At 48.2% G+C, this 17396-nt stretch carries 16 protein-coding genes; 12 read left to right on the plus strand and 4 right to left on the minus strand.

What is annotated here, in order from left to right; all coding sequences use genetic code 11:
- Positions 1-74: 74 nt before the first annotated feature.
- From MO387_RS07565 to MO387_RS07575, 3 genes are all read right to left on the minus strand, one after another.
- Positions 75-1076 (minus strand): peptidoglycan binding protein CsiV, encoded by a 1002-nt coding sequence (locus MO387_RS07565; RefSeq protein ID WP_107947775.1) that lies wholly within the window; start codon positions 1074-1076, stop codon positions 75-77.
- A complete protein-coding gene (gene mfd, locus MO387_RS07570) occupies positions 1076-4573 on the minus strand; it encodes a transcription-repair coupling factor (protein WP_107947773.1) in 3498 nt (1165 codons plus the stop codon). Before mfd ends, MO387_RS07565 begins: the two co-directional genes overlap by 1 nt.
- 85 nt (positions 4574-4658) lie before the next feature.
- A complete protein-coding gene (locus tag MO387_RS07575) occupies positions 4659-5330 on the minus strand; it encodes a hypothetical protein (protein WP_107947771.1) in 672 nt (223 codons plus the stop codon).
- A 94-nt stretch (positions 5331-5424) separates the two neighbouring features.
- On the opposite strand from MO387_RS07575, the gene MO387_RS07580 reads away from it, so the two are divergent.
- The 3 genes from MO387_RS07580 to lolE all read left to right on the plus strand — a co-directional run bounded on the left by MO387_RS07580 (position 5425) and on the right by lolE (position 8730).
- Positions 5425-6657: a lipoprotein-releasing ABC transporter permease subunit gene (locus MO387_RS07580; protein WP_107947769.1), complete on the plus strand. Its 1233-nt coding sequence runs from the start codon at positions 5425-5427 to the stop codon at positions 6655-6657.
- Between the two features lie 130 nt (positions 6658-6787).
- Positions 6788-7483 carry a lipoprotein-releasing ABC transporter ATP-binding protein LolD gene (lolD, locus tag MO387_RS07585; RefSeq protein WP_107947767.1) on the plus strand — a complete coding sequence of 232 codons (696 nt, stop codon included), beginning with the start codon at positions 6788-6790 and terminating at the stop codon, positions 7481-7483.
- Complete coding sequence (lolE, locus tag MO387_RS07590; protein WP_107947765.1) at positions 7480-8730, plus strand: lipoprotein-releasing ABC transporter permease subunit LolE; 1251 nt, start codon at positions 7480-7482, stop codon at positions 8728-8730. Before lolD ends, lolE begins: the two co-directional genes overlap by 4 nt.
- Before the next feature lie 306 nt (positions 8731-9036).
- Here lolE and suhB read toward each other — a convergent pair whose 3' ends face one another.
- A complete protein-coding gene (gene suhB / locus MO387_RS07595; protein ID WP_006081861.1) occupies positions 9037-9840 on the minus strand; it encodes an inositol-1-monophosphatase in 804 nt (267 codons plus the stop codon).
- A gap of 153 nt (positions 9841-9993) precedes the next feature.
- Between suhB and trmJ the strand changes: the two genes are divergently transcribed.
- The 9 genes from trmJ (at position 9994) to fdx (ending at position 17269) form a co-directional block, all read left to right on the plus strand.
- The gene (gene trmJ / locus MO387_RS07600) at positions 9994-10722 is read left to right on the plus strand and encodes a tRNA (cytosine(32)/uridine(32)-2'-O)-methyltransferase TrmJ (protein ID WP_107947763.1); all 729 of its coding nucleotides are present in this window, start codon (positions 9994-9996) and stop codon (positions 10720-10722) included.
- Positions 10723-10776: 54 nt separating this feature from the next.
- Complete coding sequence (gene cysE, locus MO387_RS07605; protein ID WP_006081859.1) at positions 10777-11598, plus strand: serine O-acetyltransferase; 822 nt, start codon at positions 10777-10779, stop codon at positions 11596-11598.
- A 337-nt stretch (positions 11599-11935) separates the two neighbouring features.
- Positions 11936-12397 (plus strand): Fe-S cluster assembly transcriptional regulator IscR, encoded by a 462-nt coding sequence (gene iscR / locus MO387_RS07610; protein ID WP_006081858.1) that lies wholly within the window; start codon positions 11936-11938, stop codon positions 12395-12397.
- 80 nt (positions 12398-12477) lie between these two features.
- A complete protein-coding gene (locus tag MO387_RS07615) occupies positions 12478-13692 on the plus strand; it encodes an IscS subfamily cysteine desulfurase (RefSeq protein ID WP_107404633.1) in 1215 nt (404 codons plus the stop codon).
- Between the two features lie 37 nt (positions 13693-13729).
- On the plus strand, positions 13730-14113 hold the full coding sequence (iscU, locus tag MO387_RS07620; RefSeq protein WP_006081856.1) for a Fe-S cluster assembly scaffold IscU: 384 nt from the start codon (positions 13730-13732) through the stop codon (positions 14111-14113).
- Positions 14114-14127: 14 nt separating this feature from the next.
- On the plus strand, positions 14128-14451 hold the full coding sequence (gene iscA / locus MO387_RS07625) for an iron-sulfur cluster assembly protein IscA (protein WP_107947761.1): 324 nt from the start codon (positions 14128-14130) through the stop codon (positions 14449-14451).
- A 16-nt stretch (positions 14452-14467) separates the two neighbouring features.
- Positions 14468-14992: a co-chaperone HscB gene (hscB, locus tag MO387_RS07630; protein WP_012089341.1), complete on the plus strand. Its 525-nt coding sequence runs from the start codon at positions 14468-14470 to the stop codon at positions 14990-14992.
- Between the two features lie 67 nt (positions 14993-15059).
- Positions 15060-16922, plus strand: coding sequence for a Fe-S protein assembly chaperone HscA (gene hscA, locus MO387_RS07635; protein WP_107947758.1), 1863 nt, complete (start codon positions 15060-15062; stop codon positions 16920-16922).
- Between the two features lie 8 nt (positions 16923-16930).
- Positions 16931-17269, plus strand: coding sequence for an ISC system 2Fe-2S type ferredoxin (gene fdx / locus MO387_RS07640; RefSeq protein ID WP_006081852.1), 339 nt, complete (start codon positions 16931-16933; stop codon positions 17267-17269).
- The last annotated feature ends 127 nt before the right edge of the window (positions 17270-17396 follow it).

Raw genomic sequence — 17396 nt, forward strand, 5'->3', positions numbered from 1 at the left:
GTCTCAAACAACAGTGCAGTCTAAGTCATTCATTTTAGAGTACGACTTAAGCCTTTCGCTGTTTACTTGCTGACTCAGTATTGCCCAACCGTTTGTATCGATTCGGCATTCTGACTTTTTTGCTGTGCACTTGGTTGTGCCATCTTACGAATTTGGATCACCATGCCCATTTCGGGGTGATCTAAATAATGGATTTCCTCACTCTTCACTCGGCGGTTTTGCTCCAAAGGCACTGACATTAAAAACGGTGTCATGACTTTAGGCGCCGTGAGTGTTGCGCTGGTATCGGCGGCATCACTTGGCATTGCTGGTAATAGCTTTCTGCCTTCTTTGCGCATATTCAGTGCGGTTTCAATATACAAATAGTGGCTCAAGTAGATATTTAACGTGCCATCTAATTCCCAAACCGGTGATACCACAGGTGCAAGCATAGGCGTGCCATCTGCATTGATCATAGGTTCAGTTTGAGTTGGCGTAACAATTTTTCTGCCATCAAAATGATAGGTATCCGAGAAATCTTTACCCGCAAATAAACGAATAGGCACTGAACCACTTTTGCCGCGCATCGGTTGTTGCCACGCCATGTGCAGTAAACTGCGCGTGCCGCGTTCACGGGAGATGCTATTGATAATGCTCGCGAACTGGCTTTGGCTGCGTGCTAATAACACTGGGCCACCATTGGCGCTGGCATAGCTGGTCGTTGCGCTGCTGATTTCTGATGGGATCACTGGCGGATAGCGATATTCGACACTGGTCGGCGCGGCGGCTACAGGCTCAGACGTTGGCTCACCGTTTAAGCTTTCAGCGCAGTGGCTATTGGCATCGGCATCAAATACTAGCGTACAAGGCGCCGACTCACTCGCCATTGGGGTGACGACTTGTGCAACCGCTGGAGAGATCAAGTCTATCGCTTTATCGGTTTTTGTCTTGATCGGCGTATCTGGCCATTGCTCAGTTGACTGACTTTGGCGTTCAAATACATAGACTTCAACTTCGAACCAAGCTTCCGCTTGGACGACCTGACTGTGCGATAGTGCAATGAGGGTAGCGATAGAGACCGCGAGTTTACGTAACACTATTTATCTCCAAGACGATGTTGCGATTGATGTTGAGATAGTTGTTCGAGCAAGAGTTTCACTAAAGCGAGCCTGTCTTTGCTGGTTTCGGCCGCAAGGCTAAACTTTAACTTATTCGGTCCTTCCATTCGATAGATTTGTGGCTGGCTTTGGAGTAATCCAATAATAAACATAGGATCGATGACGTGATCATGACTAAATTCGATGCTGCCACCTTTACTGTGCACTTCTATTTTAGTCGCCCCTAAGCGAGTCGCCTCATGTTTATAGAGGGTCATTTCCATTAAGTTGCGCGTCGGTTCGGGCAATAGGCCAAAACGGTCGATCAATTCGACTTTTAACTCATCCAGCGCCGCTTCGGTTTCGCAACCTGCGATGCGTTTATAGAGCGATAGACGAATATTCACGTCGCTCACATAGGCCTCAGGCAGTAGGGCGGGGATACGCAGTTCAATTTCACATTGTTGATTCAGCATTTGCGCCAGCGATGGCTCTTTGCCTTGTTTTAAAGCTTTGACTGCCGCTTCGAGCATTTCCATGTATAAGCTAAAACCAATTTTTGAAATATGGCCGCTCTGCTCATCACCTAAGAGTTCACCTGCGCCGCGGATCTCTAAATCTTGGGTCGCGAGCATAAAGCCTGCACCGAGATCTTCAAGGGCATCAATGGCTTCTAAACGCTTACGCGCATCTGGGGTCATACGTTTAGGATGCGGCGTCATCAAATAGGCATAGGCCTGATGGTGCGAGCGTCCGACGCGGCCGCGTAATTGGTGTAACTGCGCCAGACCAAAGGTATCGGCGCGCTCGATAATAATGGTGTTGGCACTCGGAACGTCGATACCAGTTTCGATAATAGTAGTACAGACTAACACGTTGAATCTTTGGTGATAAAAGTCAGACATCACCCGCTCAAGGTCGCGCTCACGCATTTGACCGTGGGCGACGACTACCCGTGCTTCTGGCAGTAAATCGATAATGCCTTGGGCACATTTTTCAATACTTTCAACATTATTGTGCAGGTAATACACTTGGCCGCCACGGAGAATTTCCCGCAAAATGGCCTCGCGCACGGTTGCAGGATCGGATTCCCGCACAAAGGTTTTTACCGCTAAACGTTTGGCGGGCGGGGTGGCGATAATCGATAAATCGCGCATGCCCGACATGGCCATATTTAAGGTCCGTGGAATAGGCGTTGCGGTCAGAGTTAGGATATCCACGTTGGCACGCAGTGCCTTGATTTTCTCTTTCTGACGCACACCGAATCTGTGTTCTTCGTCGATGATCAGTAGGCCTAAGTTTTCAAACTTGGCCTCAGATTGCAATAACTTGTGGGTACCGATAACGATATCGACTTTGCCTTCTTCCAATTGCTGCAGCACTTGAGTCTGCTCTTTGGCGGTACGAAAGCGTGACATCACTTCGGTGACCACGGGCCAGTCGGCAAATCTATCTTTAAAGTTTTCATAGTGTTGCTGGGCAAGCAATGTGGTCGGAACTAGCACGACCACTTGTTTACCGGCGTTGACGGCCACAAAGGCGGCGCGCATGGCGACTTCGGTTTTACCAAAGCCCACATCGCCACAGACTAATCTGTCCATTGCGGTTGGCGATTGCATATCGGCTAACACGGCGATGATTGCGCTTTCTTGATCGACGGTTTCCTCGAAGGGGAAACCGCGAGCGAATTGGGCGTATTCTTCTTCGTCAATCTCGCAGCTTTCGCCGGGACGGGATTGGCGACGAGCATAGACATCGAGCAGCTCGGCCGCAACATCGCGGATTTTTTCAATGGCTTTTTTCTTGGCTTTAGCCCAGGTCTCATTGCCGAGTTTATTTAAGTGGGCGTCTTCGTCGGCGCCAACACTGTAGCGGCTGATAAGGTGCAATGAAGACACTGGCACATACAGTTTATCGCCGCCGGCGTATTCCAGTTGCAGGTATTCGGCGACCAGTCCACCCGTATCTAGCGTGACTAAGCCTTTATAGAGGGCAACACCGTGTTCTAAATGCACAATGGGTTGACCGACTTTGAGCTCGGCTAAGTTTTTAATCAGGGCATCGTTACTGATCTGACGCTGTTTTTCACGGCGACGTTGCTGGGAAATTCGATGGCCGAAGAGCTCAGTTTCACAAATGATACTGATGCCATCTTTAGCGCTGATCTGCAGTAAACAACCGCGTGACAGCGGCGACACGATAAGCCCTAACTTGGCATCACTTTGAATAAATTCATCAAAATGGTTAAACAGCGCAGGTTTTAACTGAATTTTTGCGAGCAATTCAAGCAGTGCTTCGCGGCGACCTTCGGACTCAGCGCTAAACAACATGCGCTTGGCGCTGCTGGCATAATCTTGCAGCGCTAACAGCGGTTGCTTTAATTTATGGTTGGCGCTGATATCGGGTAGGGTGTTGGCGGCAATAACGACCGCTTTCGTCGTTTCGGTGCCATCTATTGGCACTTGCATTTGATAACGTGGCAGCGGTTTAAAGGCGGCAAATAACTCTTCGATGAGTAAGTACAGCTCTTTAGGTGCTAGTAGCGGCCGCAGTGGGTCGACGCGTCTATCTTGATAGCGATGTTCGACTTCTTGTAAATGGGCGCGCGCCGACTTTTCGATATCCCCTAAAGTGACTAACTGAGTGTCCTTGGGCAAGTAATCGAATAAAGTGGCGGTGTCGTCAAAAAACAGCGGCAGATAGTTTTCGATCCCCGCTGGCATCAAGTTGCGGCTCACCAGCTGATAAACCGATTCCGGCTCTTTGACTATGACTTCAAAACGGCGACGGTATCTTTGTCTAAAGCCTTCGATGGCTGAGCTGTCGGTCGGAAATTCCTTCGCGGGCAATAGGCGAATCGAGTCGACAGGTTGCAATGAGCGTTGGGTTTCGGGATCAAAATGGCGGATGGTTTCCACTTCTTCATCGAATAGCTCGATGCGCAGTGGCATATTCATCCCAGTGGGGAAGATATCCAGAATCGAGCCGCGAATGGCAAACTCGCCGTGTTCATACACTTGTTCAACTGAATGGTAGCCAGTGTCGGTTAAATGCTGGCGTACATCGTGTAACTTGTAGCTATCACCTTTTTTCAGCACAAACACGTTAGCGCTTAAATAGGCCTTAGGTGGCAGGCGCATCATTAAGGTCGTGACGGGCACGATAACGATGTTTTGCTCAATTTGAGACAGCTGCGACAGGGTTTCGAGTCGCTGGGAGATCAAATCCTGATGGGGCGAAAAACTGTCGTAGGGCAAGGTTTCGCGGTCAGGGAATAATCTGACCTTAATGCCTGTTTTACTGAGTAAATAACTCAGTTCTAGCTCTAAGCTTAAGGCGCTTGGCGTATCACTGGTGACAACTAAGGTCGTCCCCTTATGTTGACGCGCTAAACTGGCGAGTGTAACGGCTTGGCAAACGCCGCCCACGGTGGACAGAGTCTGAATTTGATTGCCATTTTTGACGGCTGGCGGCGTTAGGGCTGATATGTGAGTCATTGGCGTGCGATAAACTGATTCATTCACAAAGAGTTGCAGACATTGTAGAGACTTGATGGCGCAGGTGCCAGTGAAAAGTCAGAGGCTATTGACGCTCGTCTCTGGCGAGTTTACGTAACTTGAGTTGTTTCTGCTGCACATTGAGGCTGGCTTTGACTAATTGCTCCACGTCAGCCTCGAGAATTTGACTGAATTCAAAGTCGGTTTGCCATTGCGGGGCAGTAGACTGAAGTTCCGCCTGAGTATGTTGCTCGGCATTTTGTGTGTCACCGCTATGAGTATCGCTATTGGTGCAGCTCTCGGTAGATAGCGTTTTTTGTGCGGTAGAGGCGGTTACTTTGCCAAAACACAAAATGGCGACTAATTCGTCATGAATAAACAGGGTGATTTTATAGTGTGAGCCTATGGTTAAGGCTGTGGGGGTGAGTAGTCTTAGGCCGCTGCCACCAAACTGATTGCCAATGCATTTTTCGCCTTCTTGAGTTTCTTTCTCTAATACATGCTGCAGTACTAAATCCACTTTGCGGGATTGCAGCTTTAAAAAGTCCACCACCACCTTAGCGTCGTTGTCTAAATGGCGCAGTTGCAGCAAGCAATTGGCCTCGAGCGTTTTCACTTCGCTGAGTAGCTGAATACCCAATGATTGCATTGATCTTAATGCCATTTCAGAGGGTAATGGCTCGGAACTCGGCCACAGACTTAAGTAGGCGGTAAAAGGGTGAGGCACACTAAAATACGGATTGGTGTCAGTGAACAAGGCTTGCCTCTTTATTTATAGGACCAATACCCCTATTATCGTGCCCATCTTCATGATTTAGCAAGTTCAGCACACAGGACGTAACCCTCTTTCAATGAATCCAGGATTTCCTTTCTATATTGGTTGCCGTTATTGGCGGGCCAGAAAAGCGAACGCGTTCGCGTCGTTCATTACTCTATTTGCCGTTTCGGGCATTTTTTTAGGCGTTGCCGCGCTCATTGTCGTGAGTTCTGTGATGAATGGTCTCGAAGGCCAACTCAAGCAACGTATCTTAGGCGCAGTACCGCAATTAACCCTTTATAGTGAAGCGCCTTTAGTCGATTGGACTAAGCAAGCGAGTGCGCTTAAAGCCTTACCTGGCGTATTAGGCGTGACGCCGAGCGTGTCGACGCAGGCCATGGTGCAATCGGCGGCGAGTATTCGTGCTGTGCAGGTTTATGGCGTTTTCCCCGAGTTAGCGGAAAAGTTATCTTCTGTTGCCCAGCACACTTACTCAGGTGCATTTGAGCAGCTGACGAGCGGCGACTACAAGGTGATTTTAGGCTCTGAGCTGGCAAGGCAACTTAAAGTCGCCCCTGGTGATACGGTGCGATTATTGAGTGGCGATGGTGTGGTGTATTCGCCCTTAGGCCCTGTGCCGAGCCAACGTAAGTTTTTGGTCTCAGGCATTTTTGAAATGGGCTCTCAGGTCGATGCGGGCGTGGCGTATATCCATTATCAAGATGCGAAACGGCTGATGCGCCAACCCAGTGAGGCTATTGATCAGCTTAGACTCTATTTAGCCGATCCCTTTAGCGCACCCGCTTTAGCGCCTAAAGTGCAGGATATATTAGCTAAACAAGGTGTTAAGGCGACAACCAGCGATTGGCGTGATACCTATGGCCACTTGTTTGGCGCGGTCAAAATGGAAAAGAACATGATGTCGCTAATGCTGAGTCTGATTGTGGCCGTGGCCGCATTCAATATCGTCTCGGCGCTGGTCATGATGGTGGTCGATAAAACCACTGATGTGGCGGTACTCAAAACTCAAGGCGTGACCACGCCCGCCGTGATGGGCATTTTTGTGGTGCAAGGGTCGCTCAATGCAGTGCTCGGTTTAGTGCTGGGGCTGGCGGTTGGGATACTCATCACCTTGAATCTGAATGGCATTATGACCACCTTAGGGATTTCTATTCTAGGCGTAGGGCAAAGTTTGCCGGTGAAACTGGAATTGATGCAGTTGTCTGTGATCGTGATTGGTACGCTACTGGTAACCCTGTTGGCGACCTTATATCCCGCACTGCGCGCTGCTAATGTGCAACCCGCGACTGCGCTCAGATATGAGTAACGGTATGCGCCAATAGCTGTAAACCGTCGGCATTTTTGAATTGAGCGACGGTTTAGCAAGATGCGAATAATTAAATGCATTGATTTAATGACATAAATCGATGCCAAAGCCTGTTTAAGAGAGAACTTCAATGCAAGACGTGTTACTGCAAGTGCAGAGTGTCAGTAAGAGTTACCATGATGGCGCCGTGACCACGCAAGTGTTGTCTAATGTCGACCTACAGGTATTTAAGGGCGAACAGTTAGCGATTGTCGGTACCTCTGGCTCTGGTAAGAGTACGCTGCTGCATATCATGGGCACGCTAGATGAACCAACCGCCGGTAAAGTCTTGCTGTTAGGCGAAGATTTATATCAAGTGTCCAGTGCGCGTCAAGCGCAGATCCGTAACCAAGATTTGGGTTTTATCTATCAATTCCATCATTTATTGCCTGAATTTACCGCGTTAGAAAACGTCGCTATGCCGACATTTATTCAAGGTAAAGATCGTAAGCTGGCGCTCGCCGATGCTAAAGCCTTGTTGGAGCGGGTCGGGTTAGGGCATCGCATGACGCACATTCCCGCCGAGTTATCGGGCGGCGAACGTCAGCGTGTGGCTATTGCAAGGGCCTTGATTAATAAACCAAAGTTAGTGCTGGCCGATGAACCTACGGGTAACTTAGATGCCAACAGTGGCGATGCTGTTTATGAGTTGATCCGCGAGTTGGCCGAACAACTGGGTACAGCGTTTGTGGTGGTGACCCATGATCATAAATTGGCTGCCCGTATGGACCGTCAGCTGATGATGAAGAACGGCTTCCTGCAATTAGCGGCGGAAACCCAAGTATGAAAGGACCGTTAGCCTTATCCATTGGTTGGCGTTTTTATCGCGCCCGCCAATCCAACAGCTTTATTAGCTTTATTTCCTTCGCATCGACAGCGGGCATCGCCTTAGGCGTGGCGGTATTGATCATCGTTCTGTCGGCGATGAACGGTTTTGAGCGCGAGTTAGAACATAGATTGCTTGGCGTCGTGCCGCAGGCGGACATAGTCGGTGTGAGCGAGCCTATCGCGAATTGGCAAAGTGTTGCCGAGGGGGCGCTGTTAATTGAAGGTATTCGCGGCGCGGCGCCTTTTATCCGCATGCAAGGTTTAGTACAAAAGCCCGGCGGTTTTCAAGGCTTAGCCGTGGTGGGGATCGATCCAAAAGAAGAAATCAAGGTCTCGACACTGGCGCAATTTATGAGCGATGCCAGCTGGCAGAGTCTAGGCCAAGATGAAAATCACATTGTCCTTGGGCAGAGTTTGTTGACCAAGTTGGGGCTTGAGATTGGCGATACGCTGGCCTTATATGTGCAGGATATGGATCCAGAAGCGGCGGGCAGTTTACGCGCGGCGAAGAGCCATCGTTTTGTGGTGTCTGGCGCCTATAATCTTGGCGGCGAGCTTGAGCTGACCACGGCTTATATTCCTATGCAGTACGCGGCGCAGATCTTGAACATGAAGAGCGGCGTGACTGGCGTGCGTATTAGCGTCGATAAAGTGTTTGATGCACCCGTCAAAGTGCGTGAGCTTGGTTATGCGCAAAAGCAGTCGGTGTATATCAGTGACTGGACCCGTACCCAAGGGCATTTATATCAAGATATTCAATTAGTTCGCACAGTCATGTACTTAGTGCTTGTGCTGGTGATTGGTGTCGCTTGCTTTAATATCGTTTCCACCTTAGTGATGGCAGTGCGGGATAAAGCCTCTGAGATTGCGATTTTGATGACTATGGGTCTGAGCCGCCTTGCTGTGATGGGTATTTTCATGGTGCAGGGCGCCTTGAATGGTCTGCTTGGCTGTGGTCTTGGTGGGATTATTGGCGTGAGTGTGGCACTGAATTTAAGTGCGATTGCCAGTACTATGGAGCAGTTACTCGGTATTCAACTGCTGTCAGCAGATGTGTACTTTGTCGACTTTTTACCGTCTGAGTTACATGGCTCAGATGCGGTTTTGGTGATTGTGATGGCGTTCGTGATGAGCTTAATCGCCACGCTCTATCCTGCTTGGAAAGCCAGTCAGATTGCGCCAGCACAAGCCTTAGCGGGTAGATAACGCAATTAGTGGTTGTACGTCCTGTTAGCCGATTGGTGCTGAAACCAGTGCTGACGCTTGCAGGGCTATCCTTTTGTTGTTAATCACTATGTCTCAATGATTATACTATTTCTCAAATACTATGTTTTGGCGACTGAGGATGTGAAGACTTGATGACTCGAGTACTGAAGGATTTAGAATGAAAGCCACATAAACAAAAAGGCCAGTGGGCGCTCTTAGAAGAGACTGCCACTGGCCTTTTTTTGTCTAACGTTTTGTGTCTATGCGTTTTTAAAGCTAAGTGTTAATCGAGGCTAACGCCTACAATTAACGCTTTAATGCTTCGTTCAATAATGGACGCATGATTTTAACTAATTCTGTGGTCACTTTAGGTGAACCTGCAACGATGTTACCAGAAATCAAATAGTTATGGTTACCAGTGAAATCGGTAACCGTACCGCCCGCTTCGCGGCAGATAAGATCGCCTGCAGCGATATCCCATGGCTTTAAGCCGATTTCGAAGAAACCGTCTAAACGACCCGCAGCAACATAGGCTAAATCTAATGCGGCAGAACCTGCGCGACGTAAGTCAGCACATTGGCCGAAGACTTCGCCGAAAATAGCCATATAAGTTTCAGTGTGTTGACGCGCCTTGAATGGGAAGCCTGTACCAATCATGGTAGGAGCTAATTCATTCACGTTGGTAACACGCAGACGGAAATCATTGAGTTTTGCGCCTTTACCACGGACGGCGGTAAAGAGTTCTTCACGGACAGGATCGTAAACAACCGCAACTTCAGTTTTACCTTTATGTTGCAGAGCGATAGAAATCGCGAAGTGGGGAATGCCTCTAACAAAGTTGTTAGTGCCATCCAGAGGGTCAACTATCCAAACGTAGTCGTTATTCTCACCGCGGTTTTCGCCTTTCTCTTCACCCACGATAGTGTGATCAGGGTAAGATTTACGAATTTGGTAAGTAATTGTCGCTTCTGCTTCCTTGTCTACACTGGTAACAAAATCGTTGATACCTTTTGAACTGACTTCAATACGGTCAAGTTCGGTATAGGCGCGCATAATATTTTGGCCGGCCGCGCGGGCAGCGCGTACAGCAATCGTCAGCATCGGATGCATTGCAATCCCCTGGATGTTAAAGAACGTTAAAATAGCGGGCGGCATTATACTCGATTTGATAGTTATATCAAATACCGATTTTCATATAAGCATTCGGCAATGGCTGTGATAATATTCGTCCCCAACGTTTTATGAATTAAATTAAGTTGTTTCATGCTAAGTAATATTCGAGTGGTTTTAGTGGGGACTTCGCACCCCGGCAATATTGGTTCCACTGCCAGAGCGATGAAGACTATGGGTCTGTCAAATCTGTACCTTGCAGAACCGCGTGTTGAACCCGATGGGCATTCCATTGCATTAGCCGCGGGTGCATCGGATATTCTGAAACATCTTGTGAAAGTGGATTCACTCGCTGAAGCGATTGCCGATTGCAGCCTCGTTATTGCAACCAGCGCGCGCAGTCGCACCTTAGATTGGCCGATGTTAGAGCCAAGAGAAGCTGGGGTGAGATTAGCGACCGAGGCACTTAAAGGTCCCGTTGCAATCGTGTTTGGCCGTGAGAACCACGGGTTGAGCAATGAAGAGTTACAACAGTGCACTTATCATGTGGCGATTCCTGCAAATCCTGAATACAGCTCGCTCAATCTTGCGCAAGCCGTACAAATCATTTGTTATGAAACCCGTGTTGCCCACCTCGCACAAAAAGAAGTGACCGAAGAAGAGCTGACTGAGTATCCCTTGGCCGCCGATCAGGAACGTTTCTTTGCACACCTTGAGACGACACTGTTATCAACCGGTTTTATCATTAAGAATCATCCCGGACAAGTGATGATGAAACTGCGCCGCTTGTTTAGCCGCGCACGGATTGAGAGTCAGGAGATGAATATCCTCAGGGGTATTTTGACCTCTATTGAGAAAGTGACGGGTTCTAAAGACAAATAGCCAAATCCTAATCATCAATAATTACCGTACAGAATGACCGTAAAGGGATAAACAATGGGCGTGATAGCTAGGCTAAAAGAAGACATTGAATCTATATATCACCGTGATCCTGCGGCGCGTAGCGCGTTTGAGATCTTGGTTAACTATCCGGGCATGCATGCCATTTGGTTGCATCGGATAAGCCATAAGCTATGGAAGCGCGATTGGCGCTTAACGGCACGTTGTTTATCGACTTTTTCCCGTTGGTTGACGGGTGTAGAAATCCATCCTGGTGCGACCATAGGTCATCGTTTTTTTATCGACCATGGTATGGGCGTGGTGATTGGTGAAACGGCTGAAATTGGTGATGATTGCACCCTTTATCACGGTGTAACGCTTGGCGGAACCACATGGCAGGCGGGTAAACGTCACCCGACGTTAGCCAATAACGTGGTGGTGGGCGCGGGAGCAAAAATCCTCGGTCCTATTACCATGCACGATGGTGCGCGTGTGGGTTCAAACTCGGTTGTGGTGAAAGATGTGCCAAAAGATACCACAGTAGTCGGTATTCCTGGGCGCGTGGTGGCATCACCGTCACCGCAATCGAAAGAGAAAACTGAACGCCGCAGCGCAATGGCTAAAAAATACGGTTTTGATGCGTACGCAGTATCACCGGATAATCCCGATCCTGTTGCCAATGCGATAGGGCAGATGCTGGATCATATGCATCTGATGGACTCGAAAGTTCAAGAATTGTGTCAAGCCATTCAAGGGCTGGGCGGTAATGTTTGCACCGAAAAACTGCCAGAGCTGGATATGGGCGAGTTTAATGATGCAGAGAAAGCCGCCGCCGATAAGCGACAAAATGCTATCGATGAGTTTGATCCGAGTATTTAGCTTTAACGTAATGGTCTGAGTGACTTAAAAGTCTAGTTTCAAGGGTTCTACTTTAGCGGATCTTGTTATAAATGCTCATACCGCGGTCAAACCTTAGTTTGACCGCGCCATAGTGTACTGATCACTTTTATCTAGGGTTTATATCGTGCTAGATGTCGATTAATTGGCGCTCTAGCATTGAATCTTAAGCCGGAAAAAGGTTAAATACCCCACCAAGATGAAAGGGTATTGGTTATGTGCGCACTCAATACTTGAGTGTTTTAGTAGGCTTTAATACTTGACTGATTTACTCGGGTATGTTGAAATAAAGCATACCTCTTCGGGAGCTATGGTAGTTATGAAACTTACATCAAAAGGTCGTTATGCAGTAACCGCTATGCTAGATGTGGCCATCCACTCGGCATCGGGACCAGTTCCCTTAGCGGACATCTCTGAGAGACAAGGGATTTCGCTTTCCTATCTGGAACAACTCTTCGCTAAGCTAAGAAAACACGGTTTAGTTGCCAGTGTACGTGGACCGGGCGGTGGTTATCGCTTAGGCCTAGAAGCCAATGATATTTCAGTCGGCATGGTTGTCCATGCTGTAGATGAGTCTGTCGATGCGACTCGTTGCCAAGGACTTGGCAATTGTCAGAGTGGAACTCGCTGCTTAACCCATTCACTTTGGGGCGATTTAAGCAAACAAATTTCAGATTTTTTAGATGGTATCAGTCTTGCTGGCTTGATGCAGAAACGAGATGTGCAATTTATCTCGCTTAAGCAAGACACTATGCAAAAGGAACAAAGAGTCAGTTTATAACTGAACTTTGTTATACGATAAAAATAATTTTTGTACGTTGTATGTAGCCTCGGCAGAGACTGCTCAGTACGGAGTGTGTTATGAAGCTTCCTATCTATTTAGATTATGCCGCCACCACGCCTGTTGATCCAAGAGTCGCGGAAAAGATGTTCCAATGCATGACAATGGACGGCATCTTTGGTAATCCAGCCTCACGTTCACATCGCTACGGCTGGCAAGCTGAAGAAGCGGTGGATATTGCTCGCAATCAAATTGCCGAGTTAATTAACGCCGATCACCGCGAAATTGTGTTTACCTCTGGCGCGACGGAATCGAACAACTTAGCGATTAAGGGTGTTGCTCATTTCTATCACAAGAAAGGCAAGCACATCATCACCAGTAAGACTGAACATAAAGCCGTTCTTGATACCTGTCGCCAATTAGAGCGTGAAGGTTTCGAAGTGACTTATTTAGAGCCTGCGGCTAACGGCATCATTCCGATGGAACGTTTAGAAGCGGCAATGCGTGACGACACTATCCTTGTCAGCATCATGCACGTAAACAACGAAATCGGTGTGATCCATGATATCGATGCAATCGGTGAGCTATGCCGTTCAAAGGGCATTATTTTCCACATGGATGCAGCGCAAAGTGCAGGCAAAGTGCCTATCGATGTGCAAGCCACTAAAGTGGATTTGGTTTCGATTTCTGGTCACAAAATGTATGGCCCTAAAGGTATCGGCGCGCTATATGTTCGTCGTAAGCCACGCATTCGCTTAGAAGCGCAAATGCACGGTGGTGGCCATGAGCGTGGTATGCGTAGCGGTACGTTACCAACGCATCAAATCGTAGGTTTAGGTGAAGCTGCTGCAATCGCAAAAGCGGAAATGGCCTCTGATGACGCTCGTATCGGTGCATTACGTGACAAATTATGGAATGGCATCAAGCACATTGAAGAAACCTATATCAATGGTGATGCGATTGAGCGCGTTAGCGGTAGCCTCAACGTCAGCTTCAATTATGTTGAAGGCGAGTCGTTAATGATGGCACTGAAAGATTTAGCGGTTTCATCGGGTTCGGCTTGTACCTCAGCCAGCCTAGAGCCTAGCTACGTATTACGTGCGCTTGGCTTAAACGATGAAATGGCACATAGCTCGATTCGTTTCTCTATCGGCCGTTTCACAACCGAAGAAGAAATCGATCACGCTATCGAAGTAATTACTCAATCTATTGATAAATTAAGAGAAATGTCTCCTTTGTGGGAAATGTTTAAAGATGGAATCGACCTGAACCAAGTTCAATGGGCACATCATTAATTCTGACCTTTACAATAGATAATTTTGGAGCAGTACCATGGCTTACAGTGAAAAAGTGATAGATCATTATGAGAACCCACGTAACGTTGGTTCTTTTGATAAAAACGATCCTTCGGTCGTGACCGGTATGGTAGGCGCGCCTGCTTGCGGTGACGTGATGAAACTTCAGTTGAAAATTGGTGCTGATGGCATCATTCAAGACGCTAAGTTCAAAACCTACGGTTGTGGTAGCGCGATTGCGTCTAGCTCACTGGTAACTGAGTGGGTTAAAGGCAAGACTATCGAACAAGCTGCGGCGATTAAGAACACAGATATCGCTGAAGAATTGGCATTGCCACCGGTGAAGATCCACTGTTCAATTTTGGCTGAAGATGCCATTAAAGCTGCTATTGACGAGTACAAATCGAAACAAGCTAAGTAACATCTGGAGTTAAGATGGCGATTACAATGACCCCAGCGGCAGCCGATCGTGTCAGATCTTTCTTAGTCAACCGAGGCAAAGGTGTAGGCCTGCGTCTCGGCTTAAGAACATCAGGCTGTTCTGGTATGGCTTATGTACTTGAGTTCGTTGATTCTTTAAATGATGATGATGAAGTGTTTGATATCGATGATGTGAAAATTATCATAGATGCTAAGAGCCTCATCTATCTTCAAGGGATCGAGCTGGATTTTGTTAAAGAAGGGCTGAATGAAGGCTTTCAATTTAACAATCCTAACGCAAAAGGTGAGTGTGGTTGCGGTGAGAGTTTCACTGTTTAACCGCTAAAGTTGACGCATGAATTATTTCGAGCTGTTTAAATTTTCCCCTGCCTTCGATATTGATACCGCCTTACTTGCAGAACGCTATCGCGAACTGCAACGGGCGGTTCATCCCGATAAATTTGCCAATGATACTGAGCAGCAGAAATTGTTGTCGGTGCAGCGCACGGCGCAAGTCAATGATGGTTTTCAAACCTTAAAAGATCCCATTCGCCGCGCCGAGCATATGTTGTCGCTGCGCGGCATTGAATTAAGCCATGAAACCACCACAGTGAAAGATACTGGCTTCTTGATGCAGCAAATGGAATGGCGCGAAGCGTTGGAAGACATACGCGATAGTGCCGATCCTCAAGCGAGTATTGACGAGTTATATCAATCGTTTGCGCAGTACCGCGCGCAACTCACTCAGCAATTGACTCAACTGTTAACCAGTGAGCAGGCTGAAGATGCATTGTTAGCGGCGGATCAAGTTCGCAAACTCAAATTTATGGCAAAATTACACGACGAGTTAACCAGAGTCGAAGACGCTCTGTTAGATTGATTTTCCGTGTTTATGTTACTTTGCTGACTCAAGCACGCTTGAGTTGGCATTACTAAGTTGGATATATATGGCCCTTTTGCAGATAGCTGAGCCCGGTCAAAGTGCCGCGCCGCACCAACATAGACTTGCCGTTGGCATCGATTTAGGTACGACCAATTCTTTGGTGGCGGCTGTTCGAAGTGGAGAGACGGCAACCCTGCCGGACGAACTTGGACAGCATTCATTACCTTCTATCGTGCGTTATACCCAAGATTCAGTCGAAGTTGGCGCCCTTGCGGCGTTGAGTTCGGCGCAGGATCCGCAAAACACGATCGTTTCGGTTAAGCGTTTTATGGGCCGCAGCCTGGCTGATATCAAAGCCGGCGAGCAATCATTCCCCTACGAGTTTGCCGAAAGCGAAAACGGTTTACCTTTATTCGTGACTCCCCAAGGCCAAGTGAATCCCGTGCAAGTGTCTGCGGAGATTTTACGTCCGCTGATTGCCCGTGCTGAAAAGACCTTAGGCGGCGAGCTGCAAGGTGTCGTAATAACCGTACCGGCTTATTTTGATGATGCCCAGCGCCAAGGCACGAAAGATGCCGCAGCTTTGCTGGGTGTTAAAGTGCTACGTCTGTTGAATGAACCGACGGCTGCTGCGATTGCCTACGGCTTAGACTCTAAGCAAGAGGGCGTAATTGCCATCTATGACTTAGGCGGCGGCACCTTCGATATTTCTATTTTGCGCTTGAATCGCGGCGTATTCGAAGTGTTAGCCACTGGCGGTGATTCTGCGCTTGGCGGCGATGATTTCGATCATTTACTCCAAGCACATATGCAACAAGTGTGGCAGCTTAGCGACATCGACTCACAATTAAGCCGTCAACTGTTGATTGAATCGCGTCGAGTCAAAGAAGCCTTAACGGATGCAGCAGAAACTGAAGCAAAAGTGATCCTTGCCGATGGGACTGAGCTCACGCAAATCGTTACTAAAGCTGAATTTGATGCCATGATTGCGGCGTTGGTTAAGAAGACCATTGCTAGCTGTCGCCGTACCCTGCGTGATGCGGGCGTAACGACAGATGAAGTGCTTGAAACTGTGATGGTTGGCGGTTCAACGCGCGTGCCATTAGTGCGTGAACAGGTTGAAGCTTTCTTCGGTAAACTACCACTGACGTCTATCGATCCCGACCGTGTTGTCGCCATTGGTGCAGCTATTCAAGCCGACATTTTAGTGGGTAATAAACCCGAATCTGATTTGCTGCTCCTCGATGTGATCCCTTTGTCATTAGGCATAGAGACCATGGGCGGTTTAGTGGAAAAAGTGGTGTCGCGTAATACGACGATTCCGGTTGCGCGAGCACAGGAATTTACCACTTTTAAAGACGGTCAAACGGCCATGGCATTTCATGTGGTGCAGGGCGAGCGTGAGCTCGTTGCCGATTGCCGCTCACTGGCGCGTTTTACTCTAAAAGGTATTCCGCCGTTAGCTGCAGGTGCTGCGCACATTCGTGTGACTTTCCAAGTGGATGCAGATGGTTTACTCAGCGTGACAGCGATGGAGAAATCCACCGGCGTGCAGTCAAGTATTCAAGTTAAGCCATCTTTTGGTTTATCGGATACTGAAATTGCCACTATGCTGAAAGATTCGATGAAGTATGCCAAAGACGATATCGGTCGTCGTATGCTGGCCGAGCAGCAAGTGGAGGCGGCGAGGGTGCTCGAGTCTTTACATGCCGCGTTAGCGAAAGATGGCGACTTGCTGAATGCCGATGAGCGTGGACAAATCGATGCCACTATGGCCAATGTGGCGCAAGTTGCCGCGGGCGATGATGCCGATGCGATTAAGCTCGCGATTGAAAAACTGGATGAGCAAACCCAAGATTTTGCTGCCAGACGTATGGACAATTCTATTCGAGTGGCATTCAAAGGCCAGTCGATCGACAACATATAGGTGATGTAATGCCCCAATTAGTCTTTCTTCCCCATGCCGAGTTGTGCCCAGATGGCGCAGTGCTTGAGGCGAATGTTGGTGAGACCATTCTTGATGTTGCGCTGCGTAATGGCATCAATATCGAGCATGCATGTGAAAAGTCCTGTGCTTGCACGACGTGTCACTGTATCGTGCGTGAAGGCTTTAATGATCTTGAGCCAAGTGATGAGCTGGAAGATGACATGTTAGACAAAGCTTGGGGACTTGAGCCCGAAAGCCGTCTATCTTGTCAGGCGAAAGTGGTCGACACTGACATGGTGATTGAGATCCCTAAATACACGGTTAACATGGTCAGCGAAGGCAATTAATGCTACCGCGATAATTGTTAAAACCAGTCCACGTGACTGGTTTTTTGCTTTTGGCGTTGAGCATTTGTGCAACTAATCTTGTCTATGCCTCTAGTTGTTTGATTTATCCCTGCGCAGGCGTATTATG

It is taken from the genome of Shewanella sp. N2AIL (assembly GCF_022690845.1).
In the GTDB taxonomy this organism is placed as follows: Bacteria; Pseudomonadota; Gammaproteobacteria; order Enterobacterales; family Shewanellaceae; genus Shewanella; species Shewanella baltica.